The organism is Verrucosispora sp. TAA-831 (assembly GCF_050780145.1).
Lineage (GTDB): Bacteria > Actinomycetota > Actinomycetes > Mycobacteriales > Micromonosporaceae > Micromonospora.
This window is the reverse complement of sequence record NZ_CP192240.1, coordinates 2,738,768-2,762,118: the sequence shown is the minus strand read 5'-3', so window position 1 is coordinate 2,762,118 and position 23,351 is coordinate 2,738,768. Positions and strand designations below refer to the sequence as shown.

Annotated in this window: 20 protein-coding genes; 14 read left to right on the top strand and 6 right to left on the bottom strand. The window is 71.1% G+C overall.

The genetic code is table 11. The annotated features are described in order from the left end of the window. Positions 1–19: 19 nt before the first annotated feature. The 4 genes from ACQVFL_RS12545 (at position 20) to ACQVFL_RS12530 (ending at position 3,408) form a co-directional block, all read left to right on the top strand. Entirely contained in the window at positions 20–949 is a 930-nt protein-coding gene (locus ACQVFL_RS12545) for a S1C family serine protease (protein ID WP_431729414.1), read from the top strand. A gap of 6 nt (positions 950–955) precedes the next feature. Then, a complete protein-coding gene (locus ACQVFL_RS12540; RefSeq protein ID WP_431729413.1) occupies positions 956–1,651 on the top strand; it encodes a response regulator transcription factor in 696 nt (231 codons plus the stop codon). Between the two features lie 47 nt (positions 1,652–1,698). Beyond that, on the top strand, positions 1,699–2,904 hold the full coding sequence (locus tag ACQVFL_RS12535; RefSeq protein WP_431729412.1) for a sensor histidine kinase: 1,206 nt from the start codon (positions 1,699–1,701) through the stop codon (positions 2,902–2,904). Between the two features lie 204 nt (positions 2,905–3,108). After that, positions 3,109–3,408: a BON domain-containing protein gene (locus tag ACQVFL_RS12530; RefSeq protein ID WP_396694179.1), complete on the top strand. Its 300-nt coding sequence runs from the start codon at positions 3,109–3,111 to the stop codon at positions 3,406–3,408. A 243-nt stretch (positions 3,409–3,651) separates the two neighbouring features. On the opposite strand, the gene ACQVFL_RS12525 is transcribed toward ACQVFL_RS12530, so the two are convergent. Then, positions 3,652–4,215, bottom strand: a complete 564-nt coding sequence (locus ACQVFL_RS12525; RefSeq protein WP_396694079.1) for an STAS domain-containing protein — start codon at positions 4,213–4,215, stop codon at positions 3,652–3,654. A gap of 209 nt (positions 4,216–4,424) precedes the next feature. Here ACQVFL_RS12525 and ACQVFL_RS12520 point away from each other — a divergent pair, with 209 nt between their 5' ends. The 4 genes from ACQVFL_RS12520 to ACQVFL_RS12505 all read left to right on the top strand — a co-directional run bounded on the left by ACQVFL_RS12520 (position 4,425) and on the right by ACQVFL_RS12505 (position 9,031). Then, positions 4,425–5,531 carry an L-dopachrome tautomerase-related protein gene (locus tag ACQVFL_RS12520; RefSeq protein ID WP_396694081.1) on the top strand — a complete coding sequence of 369 codons (1,107 nt, stop codon included), beginning with the start codon at positions 4,425–4,427 and terminating at the stop codon, positions 5,529–5,531. A gap of 94 nt (positions 5,532–5,625) precedes the next feature. Beyond that, positions 5,626–5,796 carry a hypothetical protein gene (locus tag ACQVFL_RS12515; protein WP_162854384.1) on the top strand — a complete coding sequence of 57 codons (171 nt, stop codon included), beginning with the start codon at positions 5,626–5,628 and terminating at the stop codon, positions 5,794–5,796. A 190-nt stretch (positions 5,797–5,986) separates the two neighbouring features. Next, entirely contained in the window at positions 5,987–7,315 is a 1,329-nt protein-coding gene (locus tag ACQVFL_RS12510) for an extracellular catalytic domain type 1 short-chain-length polyhydroxyalkanoate depolymerase (RefSeq protein WP_431729411.1), read from the top strand. Positions 7,316–7,429: 114 nt separating this feature from the next. After that, positions 7,430–9,031 carry an RICIN domain-containing protein gene (locus ACQVFL_RS12505; protein WP_431729410.1) on the top strand — a complete coding sequence of 534 codons (1,602 nt, stop codon included), beginning with the start codon at positions 7,430–7,432 and terminating at the stop codon, positions 9,029–9,031. 135 nt (positions 9,032–9,166) lie between these two features. On the opposite strand, the gene ACQVFL_RS12500 is transcribed toward ACQVFL_RS12505, so the two are convergent. The 3 genes from ACQVFL_RS12500 to ACQVFL_RS12490 all read right to left on the bottom strand — a co-directional run bounded on the left by ACQVFL_RS12500 (position 9,167) and on the right by ACQVFL_RS12490 (position 12,947). Continuing rightward, positions 9,167–10,591, bottom strand: a complete 1,425-nt coding sequence (locus ACQVFL_RS12500; protein WP_396694087.1) for an endo-1,4-beta-xylanase — start codon at positions 10,589–10,591, stop codon at positions 9,167–9,169. Between the two features lie 263 nt (positions 10,592–10,854). Next, the gene (locus ACQVFL_RS12495; protein ID WP_396694089.1) at positions 10,855–11,898 is read right to left on the bottom strand and encodes an acetylxylan esterase; all 1,044 of its coding nucleotides are present in this window, start codon (positions 11,896–11,898) and stop codon (positions 10,855–10,857) included. Positions 11,899–11,918: 20 nt separating this feature from the next. Continuing rightward, positions 11,919–12,947, bottom strand: a complete 1,029-nt coding sequence (locus tag ACQVFL_RS12490) for a LacI family DNA-binding transcriptional regulator (protein ID WP_396694091.1) — start codon at positions 12,945–12,947, stop codon at positions 11,919–11,921. Positions 12,948–13,242: 295 nt separating this feature from the next. On the opposite strand from ACQVFL_RS12490, the gene ACQVFL_RS12485 reads away from it, so the two are divergent. The 5 genes from ACQVFL_RS12485 to ACQVFL_RS12465 all read left to right on the top strand — a co-directional run bounded on the left by ACQVFL_RS12485 (position 13,243) and on the right by ACQVFL_RS12465 (position 20,035). Continuing rightward, positions 13,243–15,621 carry a glycoside hydrolase family 3 N-terminal domain-containing protein gene (locus ACQVFL_RS12485; protein ID WP_431729409.1) on the top strand — a complete coding sequence of 793 codons (2,379 nt, stop codon included), beginning with the start codon at positions 13,243–13,245 and terminating at the stop codon, positions 15,619–15,621. Then, positions 15,618–16,595 carry an ABC transporter permease gene (locus tag ACQVFL_RS12480; RefSeq protein ID WP_396694095.1) on the top strand — a complete coding sequence of 326 codons (978 nt, stop codon included), beginning with the start codon at positions 15,618–15,620 and terminating at the stop codon, positions 16,593–16,595. The genes ACQVFL_RS12485 and ACQVFL_RS12480 overlap by 4 nt, the downstream gene beginning before the upstream one ends. Then, complete coding sequence (locus ACQVFL_RS12475; protein ID WP_396694097.1) at positions 16,592–17,515, top strand: carbohydrate ABC transporter permease; 924 nt, start codon at positions 16,592–16,594, stop codon at positions 17,513–17,515. The genes ACQVFL_RS12480 and ACQVFL_RS12475 overlap by 4 nt, the downstream gene beginning before the upstream one ends. Positions 17,516–17,560: 45 nt before the next feature. Then, positions 17,561–19,201 (top strand): extracellular solute-binding protein, encoded by a 1,641-nt coding sequence (locus ACQVFL_RS12470; RefSeq protein WP_396694099.1) that lies wholly within the window; start codon positions 17,561–17,563, stop codon positions 19,199–19,201. 147 nt (positions 19,202–19,348) lie between these two features. Continuing rightward, on the top strand, positions 19,349–20,035 hold the full coding sequence (locus ACQVFL_RS12465) for a hypothetical protein (protein ID WP_396694101.1): 687 nt from the start codon (positions 19,349–19,351) through the stop codon (positions 20,033–20,035). A gap of 66 nt (positions 20,036–20,101) precedes the next feature. Here the strand turns inward: ACQVFL_RS12465 and ACQVFL_RS12460 are convergent, their stop codons facing one another. Continuing rightward, the gene (locus ACQVFL_RS12460; protein ID WP_431729408.1) at positions 20,102–21,673 is read right to left on the bottom strand and encodes a DUF6194 family protein; all 1,572 of its coding nucleotides are present in this window, start codon (positions 21,671–21,673) and stop codon (positions 20,102–20,104) included. 63 nt (positions 21,674–21,736) lie between these two features. Here ACQVFL_RS12460 and ACQVFL_RS12455 point away from each other — a divergent pair, with 63 nt between their 5' ends. After that, positions 21,737–22,471 (top strand): TioE family transcriptional regulator, encoded by a 735-nt coding sequence (locus ACQVFL_RS12455; RefSeq protein ID WP_396694181.1) that lies wholly within the window; start codon positions 21,737–21,739, stop codon positions 22,469–22,471. A gap of 38 nt (positions 22,472–22,509) precedes the next feature. Here ACQVFL_RS12455 and ACQVFL_RS12450 read toward each other — a convergent pair whose 3' ends face one another. Continuing rightward, entirely contained in the window at positions 22,510–23,316 is an 807-nt protein-coding gene (locus tag ACQVFL_RS12450) for a hypothetical protein (RefSeq protein WP_431729407.1), read from the bottom strand. Between the last annotated feature and the right edge of the window lie 35 nt (positions 23,317–23,351).

Genomic DNA, 23,351 nt, shown 5'->3' with positions numbered 1-23,351 from the left:
GACTTCGAAGGGACAGTTCATGACGAGCACGATTCCGGGCCTCGGTGAGCCGCGCGGGCCGCGGTTCGTCTCCCCGAACCTGCATCCCGGTGCCGCCCCGCACGGCGTACCGAGAGGCACACCGGCTCCGCCGGGCGTACCCACCGGTGCTGGTGGGGTGGTCGGGCCGGACACGCCGCCGGACGTCTCCCCCGGCGGTGGGCCGTCGCGGTGGCCTCGGAAGTTGCTGGTCGGGTTGACGCTGGTGGCGGTCTCCGCGGGCGCCGGTGGGGTGGCCGGTCACCTCGCCGCCCGCGACGACGCGCCGGAGGCGGCGGAGGCCGCGCCACCGCTCGCCCTCGGGCCCGGTGGCGACCTGGTGGCCGCCGCCGACCGGGTCCTGGCCGGGGTGGTGTCGGTGCAGACCTCGTCCGGCGGGCGCGGTGCCTCCGGTTCCGGTTTCCTCATCGACGACCGGGGGCACGTGGTCACCAACGACCACGTGGTGGCCCGGGGCGGCACCATCCAGGTGGTCGGTCAGGACGGCCGTCGGTTGACCGCGCGGTTGGTGGGCCGTGATCCGGGTACGGACATCGCCGTGCTGCGCGTCGATCCGGGCAACGGGCTGCGCCCGCTGCCGCTGGCCCCGACCGGGCAGACTCGGGTGGGCGAGCCGGTGCTGGCCGTCGGTTCGCCGCTGGGGCTCTCCGGCACCGTGACCGCCGGGATCGTCAGCGCGCTGGACCGCCCGGTCCGGCTCGGTGGTGGCGCGCGGCAGCCGGCGGTGCAGACCGACGCGTCCATCAACCCCGGCAATTCGGGCGGGCCGCTGGTCAACGGGCGGGGCGAGGTGGTCGGGGTGAACACCGCCATCGCCACACTGGAGGGGGGCGGCAACATCGGGATCGGTTTCGCGGTCCCGATCGACCGCGCGTCGCAGGTGGCGCAGAGGCTGATCGCGAGAGGGTGACGGGACATGCGGCTGCTCGTGGTGGAGGACGAGGAGGACCTGGCCGGCGCGTTGCGGCTCGGGTTGGTCCGCGCCGGTTACGCCGTCGACGTCGCGGTGGACGCGGCGCAGGCGTACGAGCTGCTGCTGGTCAACGCGTACGACCTGATGCTGTTGGACGTCAACCTGCCCGACGAGGACGGGTTCGCGGTGTGCCGGGCGATCCGCTCCGGCGCGGTGGAGGTCGCCGCTGGGCAGGACCTGCGGGTGTTGATGCTGACCGCCCGGGGCGCGCTCGGCGACCGGGTACGCGGGCTCGACGAGGGCGCCGACGACTACCTGGTGAAGCCGTTCGCCCTCGCCGAGCTGCTGGCGCGGGTCCGGGCGCTGTTGCGGCGGGACACCGGCGGCACCGGGGCGGTGCTGACCGTCGGGGCGTTGACGCTGGACGTGGCGCGGCAGGAGGCCCGGCGGGGCGTACGGGAACTCCAGCTCACCCGCAAGGAGTTCGGGGTGCTGGAGTACCTGATGACGCATCCCGGTCGGGTGGTGCCCGCCGAGGAACTGCTGGAGCACGTCTGGGACGCCAACGCCGACCCGTTCACCGAGACGGTCCGGGTCACCGTGGGTACGCTGCGACGCAAACTCACCGGCACCGACACCGAGCCACCGATCGAGACGGTGATCGGGCGCGGCTACCGGTTGCGAGAGGTGGCAGCGTGAGCGAGGTGGCAGCGTGAGCGAGGTGGCAGCGTGAGCGAGGTGGCGGCGTGAGGCTGTTCCGGTCGATCCGGTTCCGGTTGACGGTGCTCTACTCGACGCTGTTGTTCGCGTTGGCCGGGGCGGGGCTGGCGGTGGCGTACGTGGCGGTGGACCGGGCGGTGGACCCCAAGCCGATCAGCAAACGGTACGAGGCGCAGCTCTACAAGCAGAAGGAGGACGGCCGGACGGTGGCCACCGGCACCACCATCGAGGTGGCCGAGGTGCAGCAGATCGAGGACGAGGTCAACCTGCGGCTGTTGCAGACCGTCCGGGACTACTCGCTGATCGCGCTCGGTGGACTCTTCGTGGCCAGTCTCGGCATCGGGTGGGTGCTGTCCGGGCGGGCGTTGCGTCCGGTGGGCGCGATCGCGCGTACCGCCCGGGACATCCAGGCCACCGACCTGTCCCGCCGGATCCGGCTGGCCGGTCCCCGCGACGAGCTGCGGGATCTCGGCGACACCATCGACTCGATGCTGGACCGGCTGGACCACGCCTTCCACGCCCAACGTCAGCTCATCGACGACGCCTCGCACGAGTTGCGCAGTCCGCTGGCGATCATCCGGGCGAACCTGGACGCGTCGCTGAACTCGCCGGAGGCGACCGAGCCGGAGCGTACGGCGGCGGTGGCGACGATCGACCGGGCGACCACCCGGATGTCGCGGCTGGTGGAGGACTTGCTGGCCACCGCACGCCGGGACGCCGACGCGATGGCCGACACCGACGTCGACCTGAGCGCGGTGGCCCGCGAGGCGGGTGAGGACTTCGCCCCGCTGGCCGCCGGGCGCGGGCTGCGGCTGCGGTACGCGCTCGGCACGGACCTGGGTCTCATCGGCGACCCGGACGCGTTGCGCCGGGCGGCGGGCAATCTGCTCTCCAACGCGGTACGCCTGTCCCCGCTGGGCGGTGCGGTGCACGTGGCGACCGGTCGGGCGGGCGGTTGGTTGTGGCTGGCGGTGGCGGACGAGGGGCCGGGTATCGCCGAGGACGACCAGCGCCGGGTCTTCGACCGGTTCTGGCGCGGCGAGACCGGGCGGGGCGACTCGGGTGACCGGCGTACCGGGCTCGGGCTGGCCATCGTGCGGCAGATCGTGGAGTCGCACGGCGGGCAGGCGGCGGTCTTCTCCCGGCCCGGCGCGGGCAGCGTCTTCGTGTTGTGGTTGCCCGCCGCGGACCGGGCCGACGACGCCCCACCGCCGGTCACCGCACCACTCTGACCTGGCCTTCTGCCGCGTGGCTGCCGGGCCGGGACGGGCCCGACGCCGGGCGCGGGCATCGGTGGGCGGCGGGCATCGGCAGGATCTGTCATGCAAATGTCATCCAACCGTGCGGTCCACTCCAAGGTCGTTGCGCAGTGTGGTGGTCGATCGGGACGGCGCCTCGCGTCGCCGGCGTCGACGACGAAGGAGACCGCTGTGGTGATGCCGTGGCCCTGGCCGATGCCCGACGACCACTCCTTCCGTGCGCTCTGGGACGAACCGCAACACCACGACGAGGACGTCCGCCTGGCCGCCCTGGTCGCCCAACGACTCAGCGCCGACTGGACCACCCGACGGCAGCAGATCACCGTGATGGTGCAGAACAGCGTGGTGATCCTCACCGGGCTGGTCGGCAGCGCGGAGACCCGCCGGGCCGCCGGTGAGCTGGCCTGGGACGTCGAAGGTGTGGTGGACGTCTGTAACGCCCTGCGGCTGGCCAACACCCGGCGCAGCCGCCACTGAGCTTCGGCTCGCCCGTACCGCCAGGCACCGGCTGGTACGGGCGAGCCGGATCTGTTCACCCCGTGTCGCCTATCCCCCGGCCAGGTCCCGCGGCCGGACCGGTCCCGGGCCCCTCCCCCAGGGCCCGGGATCGGGCGACACGACCCGTCGCGGTGTCGCTCGCGGAACAGCACCGGAGACGACGACGGTCCCGCCCGCCGATCGGCGAACGGGACCGGGCATCGCGACCGGGTCGGTCTCCGGTCAGTGGGCGGAGTCGGCGGCAGCGCCGCCGAGCCGGGCGAAGGCGTCGGCGCGGGTCTCGACGAGCGGGAACACCTCGTCCAGGCGGGTGACCTGGAGCACCTGACGGATCAGCGGCGACCTCGTCACCACACAGAGCGCCGCGCCACGCTCGGCGAGGCGGTGGTGGGCCCGGACGAGCAGTCCCAGCGCGGTGGAGTCGATCAGGTCGGTGCGGCCGAGGTCCACCATCACGTGGCCGCCCATGTCGGTCGCGTGCCGCAACGCCAACTCCAGGGCGTCGCCGGTGTCGAGGTCGACGTCACCGGCGATGGTCACCACGGTCACGCCGTCGAGGTGCTCGATGCCGGTGACGCCGCCGGGTACGCCGTCGGAGGCCGGGCCGAGTCGGGTGCAGTGGGCGCATCGGTGCGGACCGTCGGCGAGTGGGGAGCCGCTCCAGCCGTGCTCGGAGAGCAGCGTCCACACCACCTCGCCGCCCGAGGGCGCACCCGACCCGGTGACGATGTCACCGCAGTTGTCGCAGGTCAGAGTGACCAGGTGGTCGTCCAGTCCGACGGCCATAGCGCGCTCCTTTCCACACGGAGGGGTTTGACCCACCCTGCCGACGGCAGGTGGCGGGTACCGCGCGGACGCATGACGGTTGCGTGACGAATGGATTTCCGGCCGTCGGTGGGTCGGATGGCTGACGCGAGGTGTCGAACCCCCTGCCCGATTTGCAATGATTGATATAGAGAGATCAACCGATGCCGGGATCTTCCGGGAGGTCGCAGATGCGCAACGGACTACCCACCGACGAACCGGTCGGCACGCTGGACGTGGTGCACCGGTTCCGAGGCCCGATGCCGACCGGGGTCACCGTCTCACACCGGGGGCGGATCTTCGTCAACTTCCCCCGCTGGGGTGACGAGGTGCCCGCGACCGTGGTCGAGCTGCGGCGCGGACGCGAGGTCGCCTACCCCGACCGGGCGTGGAACACCCCGTCCGGCAACGACGACCCCTCCGCCTTCGTGTCGGTGCAGAGCGTCGTGGTCGACCCCGCCGACCGGCTCTGGGCGCTCGACACCGGCAGCCCGATGTTCCAACCGACCGAACCGGGCGGGCCGAAGCTGGTCCGCATCGACCTGCGCACCGACCGGGTCGCCCAGGTGATCACGTTCCCGCCCGACGTGGCACTGCCCACCTCGTACCTCAACGACGTCCGTTTCGACCTGCGGCGCGGCGAGGCGGGTCTGGCGTACCTCACCGACTCCGCCGACGGGGCGCCGAACGCGCTGATCGTGGTGGACCTGGCCAGCGGCGAGTCGTGGCGCCGACTCAACGACCACCCGTCGACCAAGGCCGCACCGTTGGCCGACTTCCGCCCGGTGGTCGAGGGCCGCCCGTTCCTGGTCCGGCCGCCGGACGGCCCGCCGCAACCGGTGGGCGTCGGTGCGGACGGCATCGCCATCTCCGCCGACGGGGCCCGGCTCTACTACTGCGCCCTCGCCACCCGTCGCTGGTACAGCGTCGCCACCGACGCGCTGGCCGACCGCACCCTGGACGACGCGGCGGTGGCGGCGAGCGTGGTCGACGAGGGAGACAAGGGCGGCGGCGCCGACGGGCTGGAGTCCGACGACGCCGGACGCCTCTACCTCACCAACTACGAGCACAACGCGGTGCTGCGCCGACGACCCGACGGCGGGTACGAGACCGTGGTGCACGACGCGCGGCTGCTCTGGCCGGACACGCTGAGCGTGGCCGTCGACCGACACCTGTACGTGATCGCCAACCAGGTGCACCGGCAACCGCCGTTCAACCGGGGACGGGACCTGCGCCGCAAGCCGTACGCGCTGTTCCGCACCCGGATCGACGCCGGTCCGGTGCTGCTGCGGCCCTGACCCCGTTCGGGTGGTCGGCGGCACCGCCCACCCTGACGTGCCGCCGACCGCACGTAGCGTCGAGGAGCAACGCCCACGAGCGGAGGAGCGGGTCGTGACCGAGCCGGAGGAAGAACGCGAGAAGACCGCGAAGACCGACCAGGTGCTCTTCTCCCCCGACGGCGACCCGCACCACGACCCGGCGCAGGCACCACAGCCCGACGAGCATCTGCCGTCGCTGTTCTCGCACGACGGCGAGACCGACGTGGTCGACGACGAGCAGTGAGCACGGGCACCCCTGCCCGGCGGCGCTGACGGCGACCGTCAGCCGGGTCGGGTCGACAGCGCGGCGGCTTGCCACCCACCACCCCGCCAACTGATAATCATCGATGTTCCTTGAGCCGGACGACCATGGGCACCGGGCAGCCCTCGATCGGAACAGCCCTGTCCGCACCCCGTCCGGAGGACACGCCCCGATGAGAACGGCGATCAGACTGTGTTGCGCCGCCCTGGCGGCCATCGCGTTGACGGCGCTGGCCGCGCTGTCGATCCCGACCCCCGCCTCGGCAGCGACGCTGACCGAGGTCACCAACTTCGGCACCAACCCGAGCAACCTGCGCATGTACCTCTACGTGCCGGACCGGGTCGCACCCCGGCCGGGGCTGCTGGTCGCGGTGCACTACTGCACCGGCAGCGGCCCGGCCCTGCACTCCGGCACCCAGTTCGCGTCGCTGGCCGACCGGTACGGCTACATCGTGGTCTACCCGTCGGTGACCCGCAGCAGCCAGTGCTTCGACGTCTCCTCGCCGCAGGCGCTGCGCCGGGGTGGCGGCAGCGACCCGGTGGGCATCATGTCGATGGTGGACCACGTCCGGCAGCGCTACCCGGTCGACCCGTCACGGATCTTCGTCACCGGTGTCTCGTCCGGCGCGATGATGACCAACGTGCTGCTCGGGGTCTATCCGGACGTGTTCGCCGCCGGTGCGGCCTTCGCGGGCGTACCGTTCGGCTGTTTCGCCACCACCAACGGCTCGGAGTGGAACAGCGAGTGCGCCAACGGGCAGGTGACGCGTACCCCGCAGCAGTGGGGTGACCTGGTGCGGGCCGCGTACCCGGGCTACACCGGAGCGCGACCGCGCATGCAGATCTGGCACGGCACCAACGACGACATCCTGCGGTATCCGAACTTCGGTGAGCAGGTCAAACAGTGGACGAACGTGCACGGGCTGAGCCAGGCCCCGACCGCGACCGACAGTCCGCAGGCCGGCTACACCCGGACCCGCTACGGGAGTAGCGGCGGCACCGCGCCGGTCGAGGCGATCAGCATGCAGGGGGTGTCGCACAACCTGCCGGTCGACGCCGCCGGGGCGCTGCGGTTCTTCGGCCTGGACGGCACGCCGCCGACCACCACCCCGACGCCGACGACCACCCCCACCACCCCACCGCCGACCCCGACCGTGCCGCCGACCCCGACCCTGCCGCCGGGTACGGGCTGCCGGGTGGGTTACACGGTCAACGCCTGGAACACCGGGCTGACCGCCTCGGTGACGATCACCAACACCGGCCCGACCCCGGTCGACGGCTGGAGTCTGGCCTTCACGCTGCCCGGCGGGCAGACCATCACCGGCGGCTGGAACGCCACCTATGCCCCGTCGTCGGGTGCGGTGACCGCCCGTAACGCCGCCTACAACGGCACCATCGCCCCGAACGCCTCGGTCACCATCGGCTTCCAGGCGACCCACGGCGGCAACACCGCCGCACCGTCGGCCTTCACCCTCAACGCCACGCCCTGCGCGATCGCCTGACCCCGGACCGGCGTACCCCTCGCCACCGGGCGGCGGCGCCCGCGCGGTCCACGTCCGCGCGGGCGTCGCCGCGTCGTAACCGACCACCACCGATCCACACCCCGGAGGAACCGCATGCTGCTCAGGACAACGAAGGGACGACCACGGCTCGGCCTGGTGGTCGTCGCCGCGCTGGTGCTCCTCGGCACCGCCGAGACGGTCACCGCGCCGGCCGCACGGGCCGCCACCGTGGACCCCAACGCCACGTACGTGTTCGTCAACCGGCACAGCGGCAAGGCGATGGACGTGTGGAACTGGTCCACCGCCGACAACGCCCCGGTCAACCAGTTCACCCGCAACGACGCGGCGGTGCAGCAGTGGCGCTTCGTCGACGCGGGCAACGGCTACTACCAGATCCGCTCGGTGCACAGCGGCAAGGTCCTCGAACTGCCCAACGCCAACGACGGCGTCCAACTCGTGCAGAACACGCCGGTCAGCGGCAACAACCGGCAGCACTTCCGGCTGGCCGACTCCGACGGCGGCTACGTCCGCTTCGTCAACCGGCACTCGAACAAGGCGCTGGACGTGTGGGAGTGGTCCACCGCCGACGGCGGCATGATCTCGCAGTACCAGGACGTCGGCGGCACCAACCAGCAGTGGCAGTTGGTGGTCCTCGGCGGTTCCAGCGGCTGCGGCACCGGCGCGTTCCAGGCCGAGGCAGTCCTGAACGGTGGCACCTGGACCGCCCGCAACGGCGGCAGCACGGTCTACACCGGCACCGACATGCGTGCCGCCGTGCAGGCGGCGGTGAACAGCCTCAGCGCCGGCCGGACCAGCAAACAGCGGGTCGTGGTCCGGGGTTCCGGCACGATCAGCGCGGGCTCGCGCATCTCGCTGCCCAGCTACACCACGATCGACGTGTGCGGCACCATCAACGTCACCGGCTCAGGCTCCGGTGACCAGGCACCGATCTACTCCCGCGGCACCACCCAGGTCGAGGTGCAGAACCTCAGCGTCACCGGCGCCCCGTTGTACGGCATCTTCATGCGCAACGTGACGAACGTGATCCTCGGGCAGATCGACATGCGGCTCTCCGGCGGCCTGGGCGTCCGCATCGACAACCGGGGCGACACCAGCCAGTGGTCCCGCAACATCCGCATCGACAACGTGTACGTCTCCGGCGCCCGGTCCCACGCGGTCGAGACGTACGGGGTGGACGGGCTGACCATCGGCACGGTGACCGCCCGCAACGTCGGCGAGTCGGGTCTGCTGCTCAACGAGACGATCAACGCCACGGTGACCACGGTGGACGCGGAGAACGCCGGTACGGGTACCGGTTACGCCGCCTTCCGGGTCGCCAACCGCGCGGGTCGGATCGGCTCGTCGTACCCGATCAACATCCGGGTCGGCACGGTCCGGGCGCGCGGCGGAGGCCGGGGTGTCTTCTGTGTCTCGGAGTCCGGCGGCACGGCGATCAACCGGGTGGACATCGCCAACACCGGCAACAACGCCGTCCTGATCGAGAACTGCACCGGCGTGGACATCGCGGCGGGCGGCGGCACCATCAGCGGTGGCGGGGAGGTCCGCCTGGCGGCCCGTGCCGAGTTCCCCGGCAACCGGGACATCACCCTGCGGAACTTCACGCTGGCCAACAACCGGATCGTGGAGAACCCCTGCGCCACCAACCTGACCATCAGCAACGTCACGCTCTCCAACGCGAGCATCAGCCGCTGCTGACACCCGCGCGACCGCGCCCGGCGCACCGGGCGCGGTCGGCGGCGTGCGGTATGCGGCGTGCGGCGTGCGGCGTGCGGCGTGAGGAAGGGTCCCCTGCTATGCACGAGGCGTTAGCAGGGGACCCTTCCTTTCATCTCAGCTCGCGGTACAGGTGGGGGTGGCGGTCGGGCCGGTCCCGTTGCCCTGGAAGCCGAACTCGGTGGTGGTACCCGCGTTGACGGTTCCGTTGTAGCTGACGTTGCGGAAGGTCACGTTGCCGCTGGTGCCGCTGCCCTGGGCGTTCCAGGTGTTGGTCACCGTGCTGCCGCCCGGCAGCGCCACCGTCACCGCCCAGCCGTTGAGTCTGGTCGAGCCGGCGGTGACCCGGACGGTGGCGACGAATCCGCCGGTCCAGGAGTTCAGCGACACGGTCGCGGTGCAGCCGGATCCGCCGGGCGGCGGGGTGGTCGGCGGCGGGGTCGTGGGCGGCGGAGTGGTCGGCGGCGGAGTGGTGGTGGGCGGCGGGGTGGTGCCGCCCGCGTTCAGGGCCTCCAGCGTCGAGTTGTACGCGGCCTTCTTGTTGCCGCTGCCGTCGAAGAGCAGCGGGGTGCCGCCGGAACGCCACGAGTCGGTGTCCCGGATGCCCCACACCGTGATGCCGGTGCAGCGGGCGACGGCGAGGCAGTCGGTGACCACGCCGCGGTACGCGTTCGCCTGCGAGGTGCCGGAACCCTCGATGTCCAGCTCGGTGATCTGCACGTCCACCCCGAGGGCGGCGAAGCTGGAGAGCGTGGTGCGGTAGTTGCCCGGGTAGGGCGAGTTGGCGTTGAAGTGCGACTGGAGGCCGACACAGTCGATCGGCACACCGCGCTGCTTGAAGTCCTGGACCATCCGGTAGACGGCCTGGGTCTTGGCGTGGGTCCAGTCGTCGGTGTTGTAGTCGTTGTAGCAGAGCTTGGCACCGGGGTCGGCGGCCCGGGCGGCGCGGAACGCGGCCTCGATCCAGTCGTTGCCGGTGCGCTGGAGGTTCGAGTCGCGCCGGGCGCCGCTGCTGCCGTCGGCGAACGCCTCGTTCACCACGTCCCAGGAGTGGATCTTGCCCCGGTAGTAGGTGGCGACCTGGGTGACGTGGTTCAGCATCGCGTTACGCAACTGGGTGCCGGACATGTTCTGCATCCAGCCGGGCTGCTGCGAGTGCCAGGCCAGGGTGTGCCCCCGGACGGACATGCCGCGCGAGATGGCGTGGTTGACGATCCGGTCCGCGTTGGCGAAGTTGAACTGCCCCTGCTGCGGCTCCGTCGCGTCGATCTTCATCTCGTTCTCGGCGGTCACCGAGTTGAATTCGCGGTTGAGGATGCCGACGTAGGTGGAGTCGGAGAGCTTGTTCGCCGCCACGGCCGCGCCGAAGTAGCGGCCCTTCTCGGCGGCCGAGGCACCCAGGGTGGTCGCGGCGCTCGCGCTGGAGGCCACCACCACGCTGGTGGAGATGAGGGCGAGACCGACGGCGGCCGAGACCAACGCGATGCGTGGCCGCAGTCGGGGAGCCGGACGCCCGCTGCCGCGGGCGAAGGCGTTGTTCATGGCATGAGCCTTTCGACGAAGCCGTGCTTGATGGAAGCCGGCCCCGACTACTGCCCAAACATGGTGGCTCCCGCCGTCTGCGCGGATGCCCGTGAGCCGCGCCGGTCGGTGCCTGCAGCCCGCCACCATGAGTAGATCGAGGCTGTTGTATCGAAAACAGTATCGAAACACGTCTGAAAGCTCAACGCGCACCGACACACTTTCGACACATCCGAGCCGGACCTGCGTGCACCTCGCCGCGGGATAACCCTGTGGCCAGGGCGTCAGCCGGTCCCGACCGACAACTCCGGAAGTTTCGGTGCACCGGACCGGTCCGCCGACCCGGAGAACAGGTCGGCGAGCCACCGCATCTGCCGACGTACGTGGGTGGCGTCGCCGTGCTCGTGGCCGTTGAACGGGTACACGTGCATGCTCCGCTGCGGGGCGGGGCCGCCGGTGCCGGCACCGTACTGGTTGTAGGCGGCGAAGACGGTGCTCGGCGGGCAGACGGTGTCCCGCAGCCCGATCCCGAAGTGCGCGGGCGCCTGCGCCCGCCGGGCGAAGGCGACCCCGTCGACGTAGGACAGGGTGCGCCGGACCGCCGCCTCCGCCTCCCGGTGCACGGCCAGATAGCTGACGATGTCGCCGTACGGCGCGGCGTCGGTGATCTCGATGGCCCGCTGCACGTGACACAGGAACGGCGCGGTGGTGATCAGCGCGGCCAGGTCGGGCACCAGCCCGGCGACGGCCAGCGCCAGACCACCGCCCTGGCTGTTGCCGGCCGCGACCGTCCGCGCGGGATCGACGCCGGGCAGGGCACGGGCGGCGTGTACGGCCCGGACCGCGTCGGTGAGCAGCCGCCGGTAGTAGTAGCCCTCCGGCGCCAGGATGCCCCGGGTCACCGGCGTCGGCCCGCCGGGCGTCGCGCCGTGCGGGTCGGGCGTGTCACCCAGGCCGTACTGGCCGGACTGTCCCCGGGCGTCCATCAGCAGGTGCGCGTACCCGGCGACCGGCCAGGTCAGACGCTCGTGCGGCAGGCCCCGGCCGCGCCCGTAGCCGACGTACTCCACCACCACCGGCAGCGGCCCGTCCACCCCGGCGGGCCGGGTGTACCAGGCCCGCACCGGCTCGTCGGCGAAACCGGCGAACGTGACGTCCCAGGTGTCGACCAGACGCAGGTCGGTCGGCTCGGCTCGAACGTCGATCAGCACCGGAGTCGCCGCCGTCGCGTGCAGGGTGTCCCGCCAGAAGGCGTCGAAGTCGGCGGGCTCGACCACGGCCGGGGCGTACCGCCGCAGCTCGTCGAGGGGCAGGTCGAACAGGGGCATGGCACCTCACAGCGGGTGGCTCAGGTGGGCGGTGGGGCGGTGCTCTCGCGGATCATCAGCTCGGCGACCAGGTCGATGCGGCTGGTCGGCAGCGCGACGCCGCGCGCCAGGTCGAGCAGCATCTGGGTCGCCGTTCCGGCCATGTCGCGCAGCGGCTGGTTGACGGTGGTCAGCGCGGGACCGATCCAGGCCGAGACGGGCAGGTTGTCGTAGCCGACCACGGACAGGTCGCCCGGCACGTCCAGGCCGAGCTGCCGGGCGGCCCGCAGCACCCCCATTGCCTGGAGGTCCGACCCGGCGAAGACGGCCGTCGGGCGGTCCGGACGACTGAGCAACTGCATGCCGTGGGTGTAGCCGGCGTCGAGGTGGAAGTTGCCGAACCGGACCAGGTCGGGTGCGATCGGTACGCCCATCTCCTCGTGCGCGCAGCGGAACCCCGCCGTCCGGGCCCGCGCGCAGAGCACGTCGGGTGGACCGGAGATGATCGCGATCCGCCGGTGGCCGAGCTCCAGCAGGTGTCGGGTGGCCAGCAGGCCGCCGTTCCAGTTGTTCGAGCCGACCGCCGGCACCGTGGCGGCGCTGGCGCTGTCGTTGTCGATCACCACCACCGGGATCGACTGCCGGTCGAAGCGTCGTCGCTGCTGGTCGGTCAGGTTGCACATGACCAGCAGGACGCCGAGCGGACGCCGGGCGAGCACCGCGTCCACCCACGACGGCGGCGGTCGACGCGCGCCGCCGAGCTGGGAGAGCACCAGGTTGACCGGGGGCAGGGCGGCGACGGCCTCGACCCCGCGGATGATCTCCAGGGCCCAGTCCGAGCCGAACTCGTGGAACACCAGCTCGATCTGTCCCTCGCCGGACGACCGCCGGGCGCGTCGACGATAGCGGTGGCGCTCCAGGCTGGCCTCGACCCGCGCCCGGGTACCGGCGGCGACGTCGGACCGGCCGTTGAGGACCTTCGAGACGGTCGCCGCAGAGACCCCCACCTCCCGCGCGATGGTCGCGATGGTGGTGGAGCCGAGCACGTCCGGCGATCGGTTCTCCGTCATCCGGCCCTCTGCAAAGATCCCGAAAATTTCGGGGAACCATAGCATGGGATCCCGGCGATGGCGACGACGTCAGTCGATGTGGTGGCGAGAAGTACGAACGGTCGGAAATCGCTTGCCTGCACTGTCGGTGCCGTGTGGGCAGTCGCTTCACGGACCCTTGACACACTCCATCGACAGCCTTAGGTTCCCGACACAGGTGACGAACTGGTTTCCGAAAATTTCGAGAATCGCCGTCCGCAGCGGCGTCCATGTGGCCTGCCGAGACGACCTGCCCGGTGCGGCCAGAGGGGTTCGCATGACGAGTCAGCTACCTGTCGACGATCGATTGACGTCACCGGACGAGGATCGGTGGCGCGACCCGGCCCTGCGCCCCGACGAGCGGGCCGACGCGCTCATCCCGCTGATGTCGCTGGAGGAGAAGGTCGCCCAGTTGGTCGGCCTCTGGGTCGGCGCCGACGCCTCCGGCGAGGGCGTCGCGCCCCACCAGACCGACATGGTCGAGCACACTCCCCCTTGGACCGAGGCGATCCGGCACGGCCTGGGGCAGTTGACCCGGCCGTACGGCACCGCGCCGGTCGACCCGGTCCTCGGCGCCCGGTCGTTGGCCGCCTCGCAGGCGCAGATCGTCGCGGCGAGCCGCTTCGGCATCCCGGCGCAGGTGCACGAGGAGTGCCTGACCGGCTTCGCCGCCTGGCGGGCCACCGTCTACCCGGCGCCGCTGACCTGGGGCGCCGCCTTCGACCCGGAGCTGGTCGAGGAGATGGCCGACCGGATCGGCCGGTCGATGCGGGCAGCCGGCGTCCACCAGGGACTCGCCCCGGTGCTCGACGTGACCCGCGACTACCGGTGGGGACGCACCGAGGAGACCATCGGCGAGGACCCGTACCTGGTCGGGACCGTCGGCGCGGCGTACGTGCGGGGGTTGGAACGGGCCGGGGTGGTGGCGACCCTCAAGCACTTCGCCGGCTACTCGGCCTCCCGGGGTGGGCGCAACCTGGCGCCGGTGCCGATGGGGCGCCGGGAACTGGCCGACGTGATCCTGCCGCCGTTCGAGATGGCGTTGCGGCTCGGCGGCGCGCGCTCGGTCATGCACTCGTACGCCGAGATCGACGGGGTGCCGGTGGCCGCCGACGAGGAGTTGCTGACCGGGCTGCTCCGCGACCGGTGGGGCTTCACCGGGGTCCTGGTCGCCGACTACTTCGCCATCCGTTTCCTGCAGAGCCTGCACGGGGTGGCCGCCGACGCCGGGCACGCCGCCGGTCTGGCGTTGCGCGCCGGCATCGACGTGGAACTGCCCACCGTGGACGCGTACGGTGCCCCGCTGGTGGCGGCGGTCCGCTCCGGTGCCGTCGCGGAGGCGCTCGTCGACCGTGCGCTGCGCCGGGTGCTGATCCAGAAGATCGAGTTGGGGCTGCTGGACGAGGACTGGCAGGAGCTGCCGGCCGACGTCGACGAGCTGCGCCTGGACGACGAGGCCGGTCGGTCCGTCGCGCTGCGGCTGGCCCGCCAGTCCGTCGTCCTGCTGCGCAACTCCCACGGGGTGTTGCCGCTCGCCGCCGAGCGGCAGGTGGCCCTGATCGGCCCGGTGGCGGACGACCCGATGGCGATGCTCGGCTGCTACTCGTTCCCGCTGCACGTGGGGGTGCACCATCCCGAGCACGGCGTGGGGGTGGAGATCCCGTCGCTGCGTACGGCCCTCCAGCAGCGCCACCCGCGCCTGACGTACCTGCCGGGGACCGCCGTCACCGGTGACGACACCTCCGGCATCGCGGCGGCGGTCCAGGCCGCCGCCGAGGCCGACGTGGTCGTCCTGGCGGTCGGCGACCGGGCGGGCATGTTCGGCCGGGGCACCTCCGGCGAGGGCTGCGACGCCGTCGACCTCGACCTGCCCGGCGTGCAGGCCGAGCTGGTCCGTGCGGTGCTGGCCACCGGTACACCGGTGGTGCTGGTGGTGCTCTCCGGCCGACCGTACGCGCTCGGCGCGCAGATGGACGACGCCGCCGCCGTCGTGCAGGCGTTCTTCCCCGGGCAACTCGGCGGTCAGGCGCTGGCCGAGGTGCTCACCGGTGAGGTCAACCCGTCCGGGCGGTTGCCGGTCAGCGTGCCCCGGCACGGCGGCGGCCTGCCCGGCACGTACCTCTCCCCTCCGCTCGGCCACCGCACGCAGGTGTCGTCGGTGGATCCGACACCCGCGTTCCCGTTCGGGCACGGCCTGAGCTACACCACCTTCGAGTGGGGTGACGCCACGGTGGCCGGTGCCGACGAGGACGGACCCACGTCGTGGCCGGTGGACGGCACCGCCACGGTCGGCGTCACGGTCCGCAACACCGGCTCGTGGGCCGGCACCGAGGTGGTCCAGCTCTATCTGCACGATCCGGTCGCGCAGACCACCAGACCGGTGGTACGCCTGGTCGGCTACGCGCGGGTGCCGTTGCGACCGGGCGAGGCGGCCCGGGTCACCTTCGAGGTCCCCGCCGACGTCGCCTCCTTCACCGGGCTGCGCGGCCGACGCGTGGTGGAGCCCGGCGACGTCGAGCTGCGGCTGGCCCGCTCCAGCGGCGACCCGGTGGCGCGCCTGGCGCTGCGGCTGGTCGGCACCGAACGCGAGGTCGGCCCCGAGCGGGAACTGGTCTCGCGGGCCCGGGTCGCCCCCGCCACCCGGGGTCGGCGATGAGTGCCCCGGCCATGGTCACCGCACCGGCCCCCGACCCACCGGCGCGCCCGCCCGGCCCGCCACGCGCGGCCCGACGCACCTGGCGGCGGGCGCTGCGCCGGGACTGGCAGCTCTACTCGCTGGCGATCCTGCCGCTGCTGTTCTTCCTGATCTTCCGGTACCTGCCGATGCTGGGCAACGTGATCGCGTTCCGCCGGTTCCAGCCCGGCGGAAGCATTTTCGGCGAGTACTGGGTCGGGCTGCGGTACGTGAAGATGTTCCTGACCGACCCGACGTTCTGGAACGTCTTCACCAACACGCTGGTGCTCGGCGGGTTGACGCTGCTGTTCTGCTTCCCGCTGCCGATCGTGCTGGCGTTGCTGCTCAACGAGGTCCGGGCGCGTCGACTCAAGCGGTTCGTGCAGTCCGTGTCGTACCTGCCGCACTTCCTGTCGATCGTGATCGTGGCCGCCATGGTGATGCAGTTGCTCGCCATGGACGGCACGGTGAACTCACTGGTCACCTCCGCCGGTGGCGAGGCGGTGCCGTTCCTGCAACGCCCCGAGTGGTTCCGGACCATCTACATCTCCTCCGAGGTCTGGCAGACCGTCGGTTGGGGCACCATCCTCTATCTCGCCGCACTGACCACCATCGACGAGGACCTGTACGAGGCGTCCCGCATCGACGGCGCGAACCGCTGGCGACAGACCTGGCACGTCACGCTGCCGGGGATCCGGCCGACCATGGTGACGTTGCTGATCCTCAACATCGGCACCTTCATGGCGGTCGGGTTCGAGAAGATCCTGCTGCTGTACAACCCGCTGACCTACCCGACCGCCGACGTGATCTCCACGTACCTGTTCCGGATGGGCTTCGGGTCCAGCAACTTCAGCTACGCCGCCGCGATCGGCCTGTTCGAGGCGGTGATCGGGCTGATCCTGGTGCTGTCGGCGAACCTGATCGCCCGTCGCACGGTGGGGACGAGCCTGTGGTGACCGTCGAACCCGCCGCCGCCCGACCGCGTCCCCGTCGGCGCAGGGGCATCCGGCAGTCCCGGGGCTACCGGGCGTTCCAGGTGGTCAACGCGATCGTGCTGACGCTGGTCGTGCTGGTGACGCTCTATCCGTTCGTCAACATCGTGGCCCGCTCGCTGAGCAGGGAGGCGTACATCATCGCGGGCGAGGTGAACCTGGTGCCGCGCGGGTTCACCGTCGACACGTACCGCCTGGTGTTGTCCGATTCGCTGTTCTGGACGAACTACCGCAACACCCTGGTCTACACGGTGACCGCCACGCTCATCTCGATCGTGCTCACCACCTGCTACGCGTACGTGCTGTCCAAGAAGGACCTCAAGGGGCGCGGTGCGCTGGTCGGTATCGCGGTGTTCACGATGTTCTTCTCCGGCGGCCTGATCCCCAACTACGTGCTGGTCACCAGTCTCGGCCTGAAGAACAGCGTCTGGGCCATCGCGCTGCCCAACGCGATCAACGTGTTCAACCTGCTGGTGATGAAGGCGTTCTTCGAAAGCCTGCCGAACGACCTGGAGGAGGCCGCCGCCGTCGACGGGCTGAACACGTACGGCATCCTGCTGCGGATCGTGCTCCCGCTGTCGAAGGCCATCGTCGCCACCATGGTGCTGTTCTACGCCGTGGCCTTCTGGAACTCCTGGTTCGCCGCCTTCCTGTACATGGACCAACAGGAGTTGTGGCCGGTGACCGTGTACCTGCGCAACCTGATCGCCGGTGCCACCGGCGCGGAGAACGTCGGTGCGATCGCCGAGGCCAACGAGGTGCAGGCCGAGGCGACCCTCAAGTCCGTGACCATCGTGCTCACCACCCTGCCCATCCTCCTGGTCTATCCCTTCGTCCAGCGGTACTTCGTCCGGGGCATCATGCTCGGCGCGGTCAAGGGCTGACCAGCGGTTCACCCCTGCTCCCACCACCACACCGAAAGGACCGCCATGCTCCGCAGATCGTGGCGCCAGGTGGCGATAGCCGCTGCCGCCCTGCTCACCGCCTCCAGCCTCGTCGCCTGTGGCGACGACCCGTCCGACAACCAGGACCTGTCGGAGAACCGGGCCGGCGCGATGGAGAACTACGCGGTCGGTACGCAGTTCACGGCCACCGAACCGATCTCCTTCTCCGTCCTCTACAACAACCACCCGAACTACCCGCTGAAGAACGACTGGCTGTTCTGGTCCGAGCTGACCTCCCGGACCAACGTCACGCTGGAACCGGTGGCGGTGCCGCTGAGCGACTACAACCAGAAGCGCAGCCTGCTGATCGGCGCCGGGGACGCGCCGCTGCTGATTCCCAAGACGTACCCGCCGGACGTGAACACGTTCGTCTCCTCCGGGGCGATCCTGCCGGTCAGCGACTACCTCGATCTGATGCCGAACCTCAAGGAGAAGATCGAGAAGTGGAACCTCAAGCCTGAGATCGACACGCTCCGCCAGCAGGACGGCAAGTTCTATCTGCTGCCCGGCCTGCACGAGAAGCCCTGGCACGACTACTCGCTGGCGATCCGGACCGACATCCTGGAGGAGCTGAACCTGGAGATCCCGAAGACCTGGGACGAGCTCTACACCGTGCTCAAGGCGATGAAGACCGCCTACCCGGACGTCTACCCCTTCTCCGACCGGTGGAGCCAGCCCAACCCGGCCGGCAACCTGCTCAACCTGCTGGCCGTCACGCACGGGCTGGACGGGGCCGGCTGGAACTTCCAGCACATGAGCTGGAACGCGCAGGCGCAGAAGTTCGAGTACACCGGCGCCACCGAGCACTACCGGCACGTGCTGGAGTACCTCAACAAGCTGGTCGCCGAGAAGCTGCTCGACCCGGAGAGCTTCACCCAGACCGACGACGCCGCCCGGCAGAAGCTCGCCAACGGCAAGTCCTTCGTGATCAGCGCGAACGCCCAGGCCGTGGTGAACGACTACCGGCCGGACCTGGCCGCGACCAACCCGAAGGCGAAGATCGCCAAGATCCCGCTGCCGGTCGGGCCAGCCGGTGAGATCAACCCGTCCAGCCGCCTGGAGAACGGGATGATGATCTCGTCGAAGGCGCGGGACAGCAAGAACTTCGTGGCCATGATGCAGTTCGTCGACTGGCTCTGGTACTCCGACGCCGGCCAGGAGTTCGCCAAGTGGGGCGTGGAGGGCACCACCTTCGTCAAGGACGCCTCCGGCAAGCCCACCCTGGCCCCCGACGTCAACGTCATCGGCCTCAACCCGAGCGCGCCCAAGCACCTGCAGAAGGACTTCGGCTTCTACAACGGCGTGTTCGCCTACGGTGGCAAGCCCGAGCTGGTCCAGGCGTTCTTCTCCCCCGAGGAGCAGGAGTTCCAGCAGGTGATGAACGCCCGGACGCCGAAGTCACCGCCGCCGCCGTACCCGCTCGACGACGAGGAACGCGAGCAGGTGTCGCTCTGGGAGACCCCGCTGCGTGACCACGTCTACCAGGCCACCCTCCAGTTCGTCCTCGGCCAGCGGGACCTCGGCCAGTGGGACGCCTACCTGGCGGAGCTGAAGGGCAAGAACATGGACGCGTACGTCGAGCTGGCGAACAAGGCGTACGAACGCTACAAGGAGGCCAACGGCTGACCCCCGGGCCGGTCCGATCGTGTCGGTGCGACCGGACCGGCCACTCTCCCGCCCCCGCGAGCCCCCGAGGACGAGGATGCGCAGCACTGTTGTCGGCCACACCGCGCCCTACGGGAACGAGAGCCGCCTGCGCGGCCAGGAGCGGCCGTGAGCGCCGTGGTGCGGGAGTTCGGCGACGGGCCGCTGTCGCGGGGTGCGGCGCTGGTCTACACGCTGCTGGTGGTCGAGGTGCTGCTGCTGGTCTGCGCGGCGCCCGGCCTGGTCGCCCTGTTCGCGCTGGAACGGCATCCGAGCAACCTGCCGCTGGTCGCGCTCTGTGCGGTGCCACTCGGCCCGGCGCTGTCCGCCGCGCTGTACACGCTGCACCACCAACGCCTCGACCTGACCGACCTGCACCCGGGGCGGCTGTTCCGGCGCGGCTACCGGGCCAACCTGATCGGTGCGCTGCTGGTCTGGGTGCCGACGCTGGTGTGGCTGACGATCATCGCGGTGAACCTGGTCAACCTGCCGGTGGCCGGGGTACCCGGCTGGTGGGTGGTGCCGCTGGTGGCGGTCGGGGTCGGGGTCGCCGTGGTCGGGGTCAACGCGCTGGTCATCACCTCGCTGTTCGCGTTCCGGCTGCGGGACGTGCTGCGGCTGGCCGCCTACTTCGTGAGCCGAACCCCGGTGGTGGCGGTCGGTACCGCGTTGTTGCTGGTGGCGGCGACCGCGCTGACGCTGGTCGCGTCGGAGGCGGCGACCGCGGCCCTGGGGTCGCTGCTGGCGCTGGCGTTGGTCCGCGGCACCGCGCCGATGACCGACGCCATCCGCGAGGAGTTCGTACGGGGTGCGTGATTCGTACGGGGTGCGTGAAAGGAAGGGCACCTTTCTAACGTCTCGTGCATAGCAGGGGTCCCCTCCTCACACCTCACCCGAGCGCTTCCGACGCGCGACGGCGCGGGCGTGCGCGATCGCCAGCAGCCGGTCGATCTCGGGCAGCATCTGCGGGCCGGGCATGACGATGCCGACGAAGCCCTGCCGGGCGTACGCGGGATGCGGCAACACGGTGTCCAACCGGGCGAGGTCGTACTCGTGCCGGTGCTGCGGGAAGTCGCCGGGCGGGAACCCGAACAACCGCGTGAACTCGGTCCGGCCCACGTCGAGGTTGAGCCGGAAGACACCGGGTCGGTCGAGCCCGGAGTCCTCGTCGAAGCCGGGCACGTCACGTTCCACGATGGTGGCAAACGGCCGCCGGTGGTCCGGGCCGACGGAGAAGAACCGGTCGCCCCAGGCACCCTCCGGTGCCCCGTTCTCCGCGCCCGCCACGAGTTGCGTGGTGCCGGGCAGCGCCAGGATCCGTTCGGCGAGCATCACCGGGCCGGTGCCGGTCGGCACGTGCAGCAGCGCGTCCGCGTGGTCCACGGTCGCCTGCTCCAGCGGGAAGTAGCGGTAGTCGTGGGTCCGCTTCTCGGCGGGACGCACCGTCGCGGCGGCGACGTAGCGGGGCAGGTCGCCGTCGCGCCGAAGGGCTGCCTCGAAGGAGGCGGGCTCGGGCGTCCCGATGCCGAGCGCCGGGCTGACGCCGAGGCTGCCGACCACCACCGCGTACCCGTCGCCGAGCAACGAGCCGGCGATGGCACCGGCGCTGAACCAGGTGACCTCGACACCGGCCATCGTCATGGTGCCCGGCTCCCGTTGCAGGTGCCGGTTGTGCGCGAAGACCAGGGTGGGCCCCCGGTCCGCCTCGGCCGCACGGATCGCGAGCAGGTTCTCCGCCATCAGCGCGTCCCGGACCGCCACCAACCGGGCGAAGCGCTCCTCCCGGCCCAGTGGCGCGGCGGCCGTCGCGTGGTAGCGCAGCACCGCGACCGCCGCCGTGGCCTGCGCGTACGCCGCCCGCCAGCCGCCCGGCCGCCGGGGCGCGTGCAGGTACAGCTCGGTCAGCAGGTCGTCGGCGAGCACCCGCAGGCGCTGCGCCTCGGGCGTGTCGCCCACCGACCGCCCCGGTTCCCAGATCGCCTCCTGGTCGCTCCACCGGGTCTCGTCGCCCACCAGGGCGTCGATCTCGGCCGTCCGGTCTCGGCCCAGGAACTCACAGACCCGGAGCAGGAAGCGGCGGGGGCTGGGGGCACCGGTGATCTCCAGCGGGGCGTCGAAGCCGTGGAACGTCAGGCGCTCGGCCGCCGACCGCCCCGCGTTGTACTCCCGCATCCGCACCAGCAGGTCCCGGTTGGCCGGGGCGTCACCGAACCCGTGGCTGAACCCCTCGGCGAGCGCGCGGTCCAGGGTCACCGTGGCGCAGCCCCGCACGAACTCGTCGGCGACCAGCCCGGCGGCCCGGTCGCTCTCCAGCGCGATCGACCGGTAGCCGCGCTGCGCCAGCGTCAGGAACAGCTCGTTGCGGATCTGGAGGAAGGCGGATTCGCCGTGTGTCGGTTCGCCGAGCGCGAGCAGGGTCGGCGGTACGGGGAGCAGGTCCAGGAGATCTGTCATTCCATCGACCGTATCGCTGAACCGCTCGTTGAGACTTTGGCGCAGACTGGCACGGTGAACGCGGTGCAACCCTCAAACGGTGGGACACGTCGACCGATCGACCTGGCCCGCCCGCACGGGCTGTCCGCGCAGGCGGTCCGCAACTACGAGCGGGACGGGATCCTGCCGCCCGCCGAGCGCAGTCCGACCGGATACCGCAGGTACACCGAGCGGCACGCCCGCGCGCTGGACGCGTACCTGGCGTTGATCCGGGGGCACGGGCACGCGGCGAGCGGCGAGATCATGCGCGCCGTGCACCGGGGCGAGATCGACACGGCGCTGCGGATCATCGACCAGGGCCACGCTCTGCTGCACCGGGACCGGGAGACGCTCGACGCGGTCGAGGCGGCGGTGGCGGTCCTCGTCGGGGCCACGCCCGAACCGCGCCGTCGCACGGGGATGCCGATCGGTGCCGTGGCGCACCGGCTCGGCGTACGCCCGGCGACCCTGCGCAAGTGGGAGCGGGCCGGCGTGCTGCGGCCGGACCGTGACCCGGCGACCCGCTACCGCGTCTACTCCCCCGACGACGTGCGGGACGCCGAACTCGCCCACCTGCTGCGGCGCGGCGGATACCGGCTCGACCACATCGCCGACGTACTCCGCCGGGTACGCGCCGCCGGGGGCACCGCACCGCTCGCCGCGTCCCTGCACGGCTGGCGGGAGCGGCTCACCGTACGCGGGAGGCACCTGCTCACCGGCGCGGCGCGGCTCGCCGCGTACCTGGATCCGGCGGCGGAGACGACGCTGCCCGGCCGGTGAGGGCTACTCACCGACCGGGCAGTCGTGCCGGTTCCGGGTCAGGAGGTCAGGTCCCCGAGGCCCTTCATCATCTCGGCGAAGTCGGTGGTCTCCGCCGCCGGCGGGGTCTCGATGTTCACCGGCTTGCCGTAGTCGGTGTAGTCGACGGTGATGTCGCCGAGGTTGCCGGTGACGACCTTGGCCCGACGGGGCTGGTACTGCCCGTCGACCCAGAGGTCGATGGTGACCTCCTTGACACCCTGCTTGGCCAGCTCCTGCTCGACGCCCTTACGCATCTCGGCGTCGATCTGCTGGAGGTACTCCTCGATCGACTGGGTCACGGTGTAGTGGACGGTGTCCACCCCGTTCACGTTCTCCTCACCCACGACCGTGACGTTCTCGCTGGCGAGCAGCGCCTTGACCTGCTTGGTCGGGTCGACGTCCTCAAGCTGCTTGGTGAAGTCCATGCCGGCCTGCGCACCGGCCGCACCCACATCGATCTTCAGCCAGCGCTTGCCGCCCATGCTGGCGCGGTCGGCCTCCGGGACCTCGACGTAGACCGCGGTCTCGATCATCCGGATGGTCGTCGGCTTGCCGTCCGAGTCGGTGGTCGTCATCTCGACCTTGATCGGGTCACGCAGATCGATGACACCCTGCGCGGTGATCTTCTCGCCGCCCGCCGTGCCCTGCATCGACATGGTCACCGAGTCGCTGGACTCGGTCTTCTCCACGGTCTTCTGCAGCGACCCCTTGAGGTCCTTGGCGAGCTGCTCCAGCACGTTCGGCTGCGCCGCAGCATCCGAGTCGGACGACGAACCGCCGCCGCAGGCGGTCATCGCGAGTGCCGTGAGCGCGGAGACCGCCACGACGGCGACCCTCTTGGACAGTGACAACTGACAGC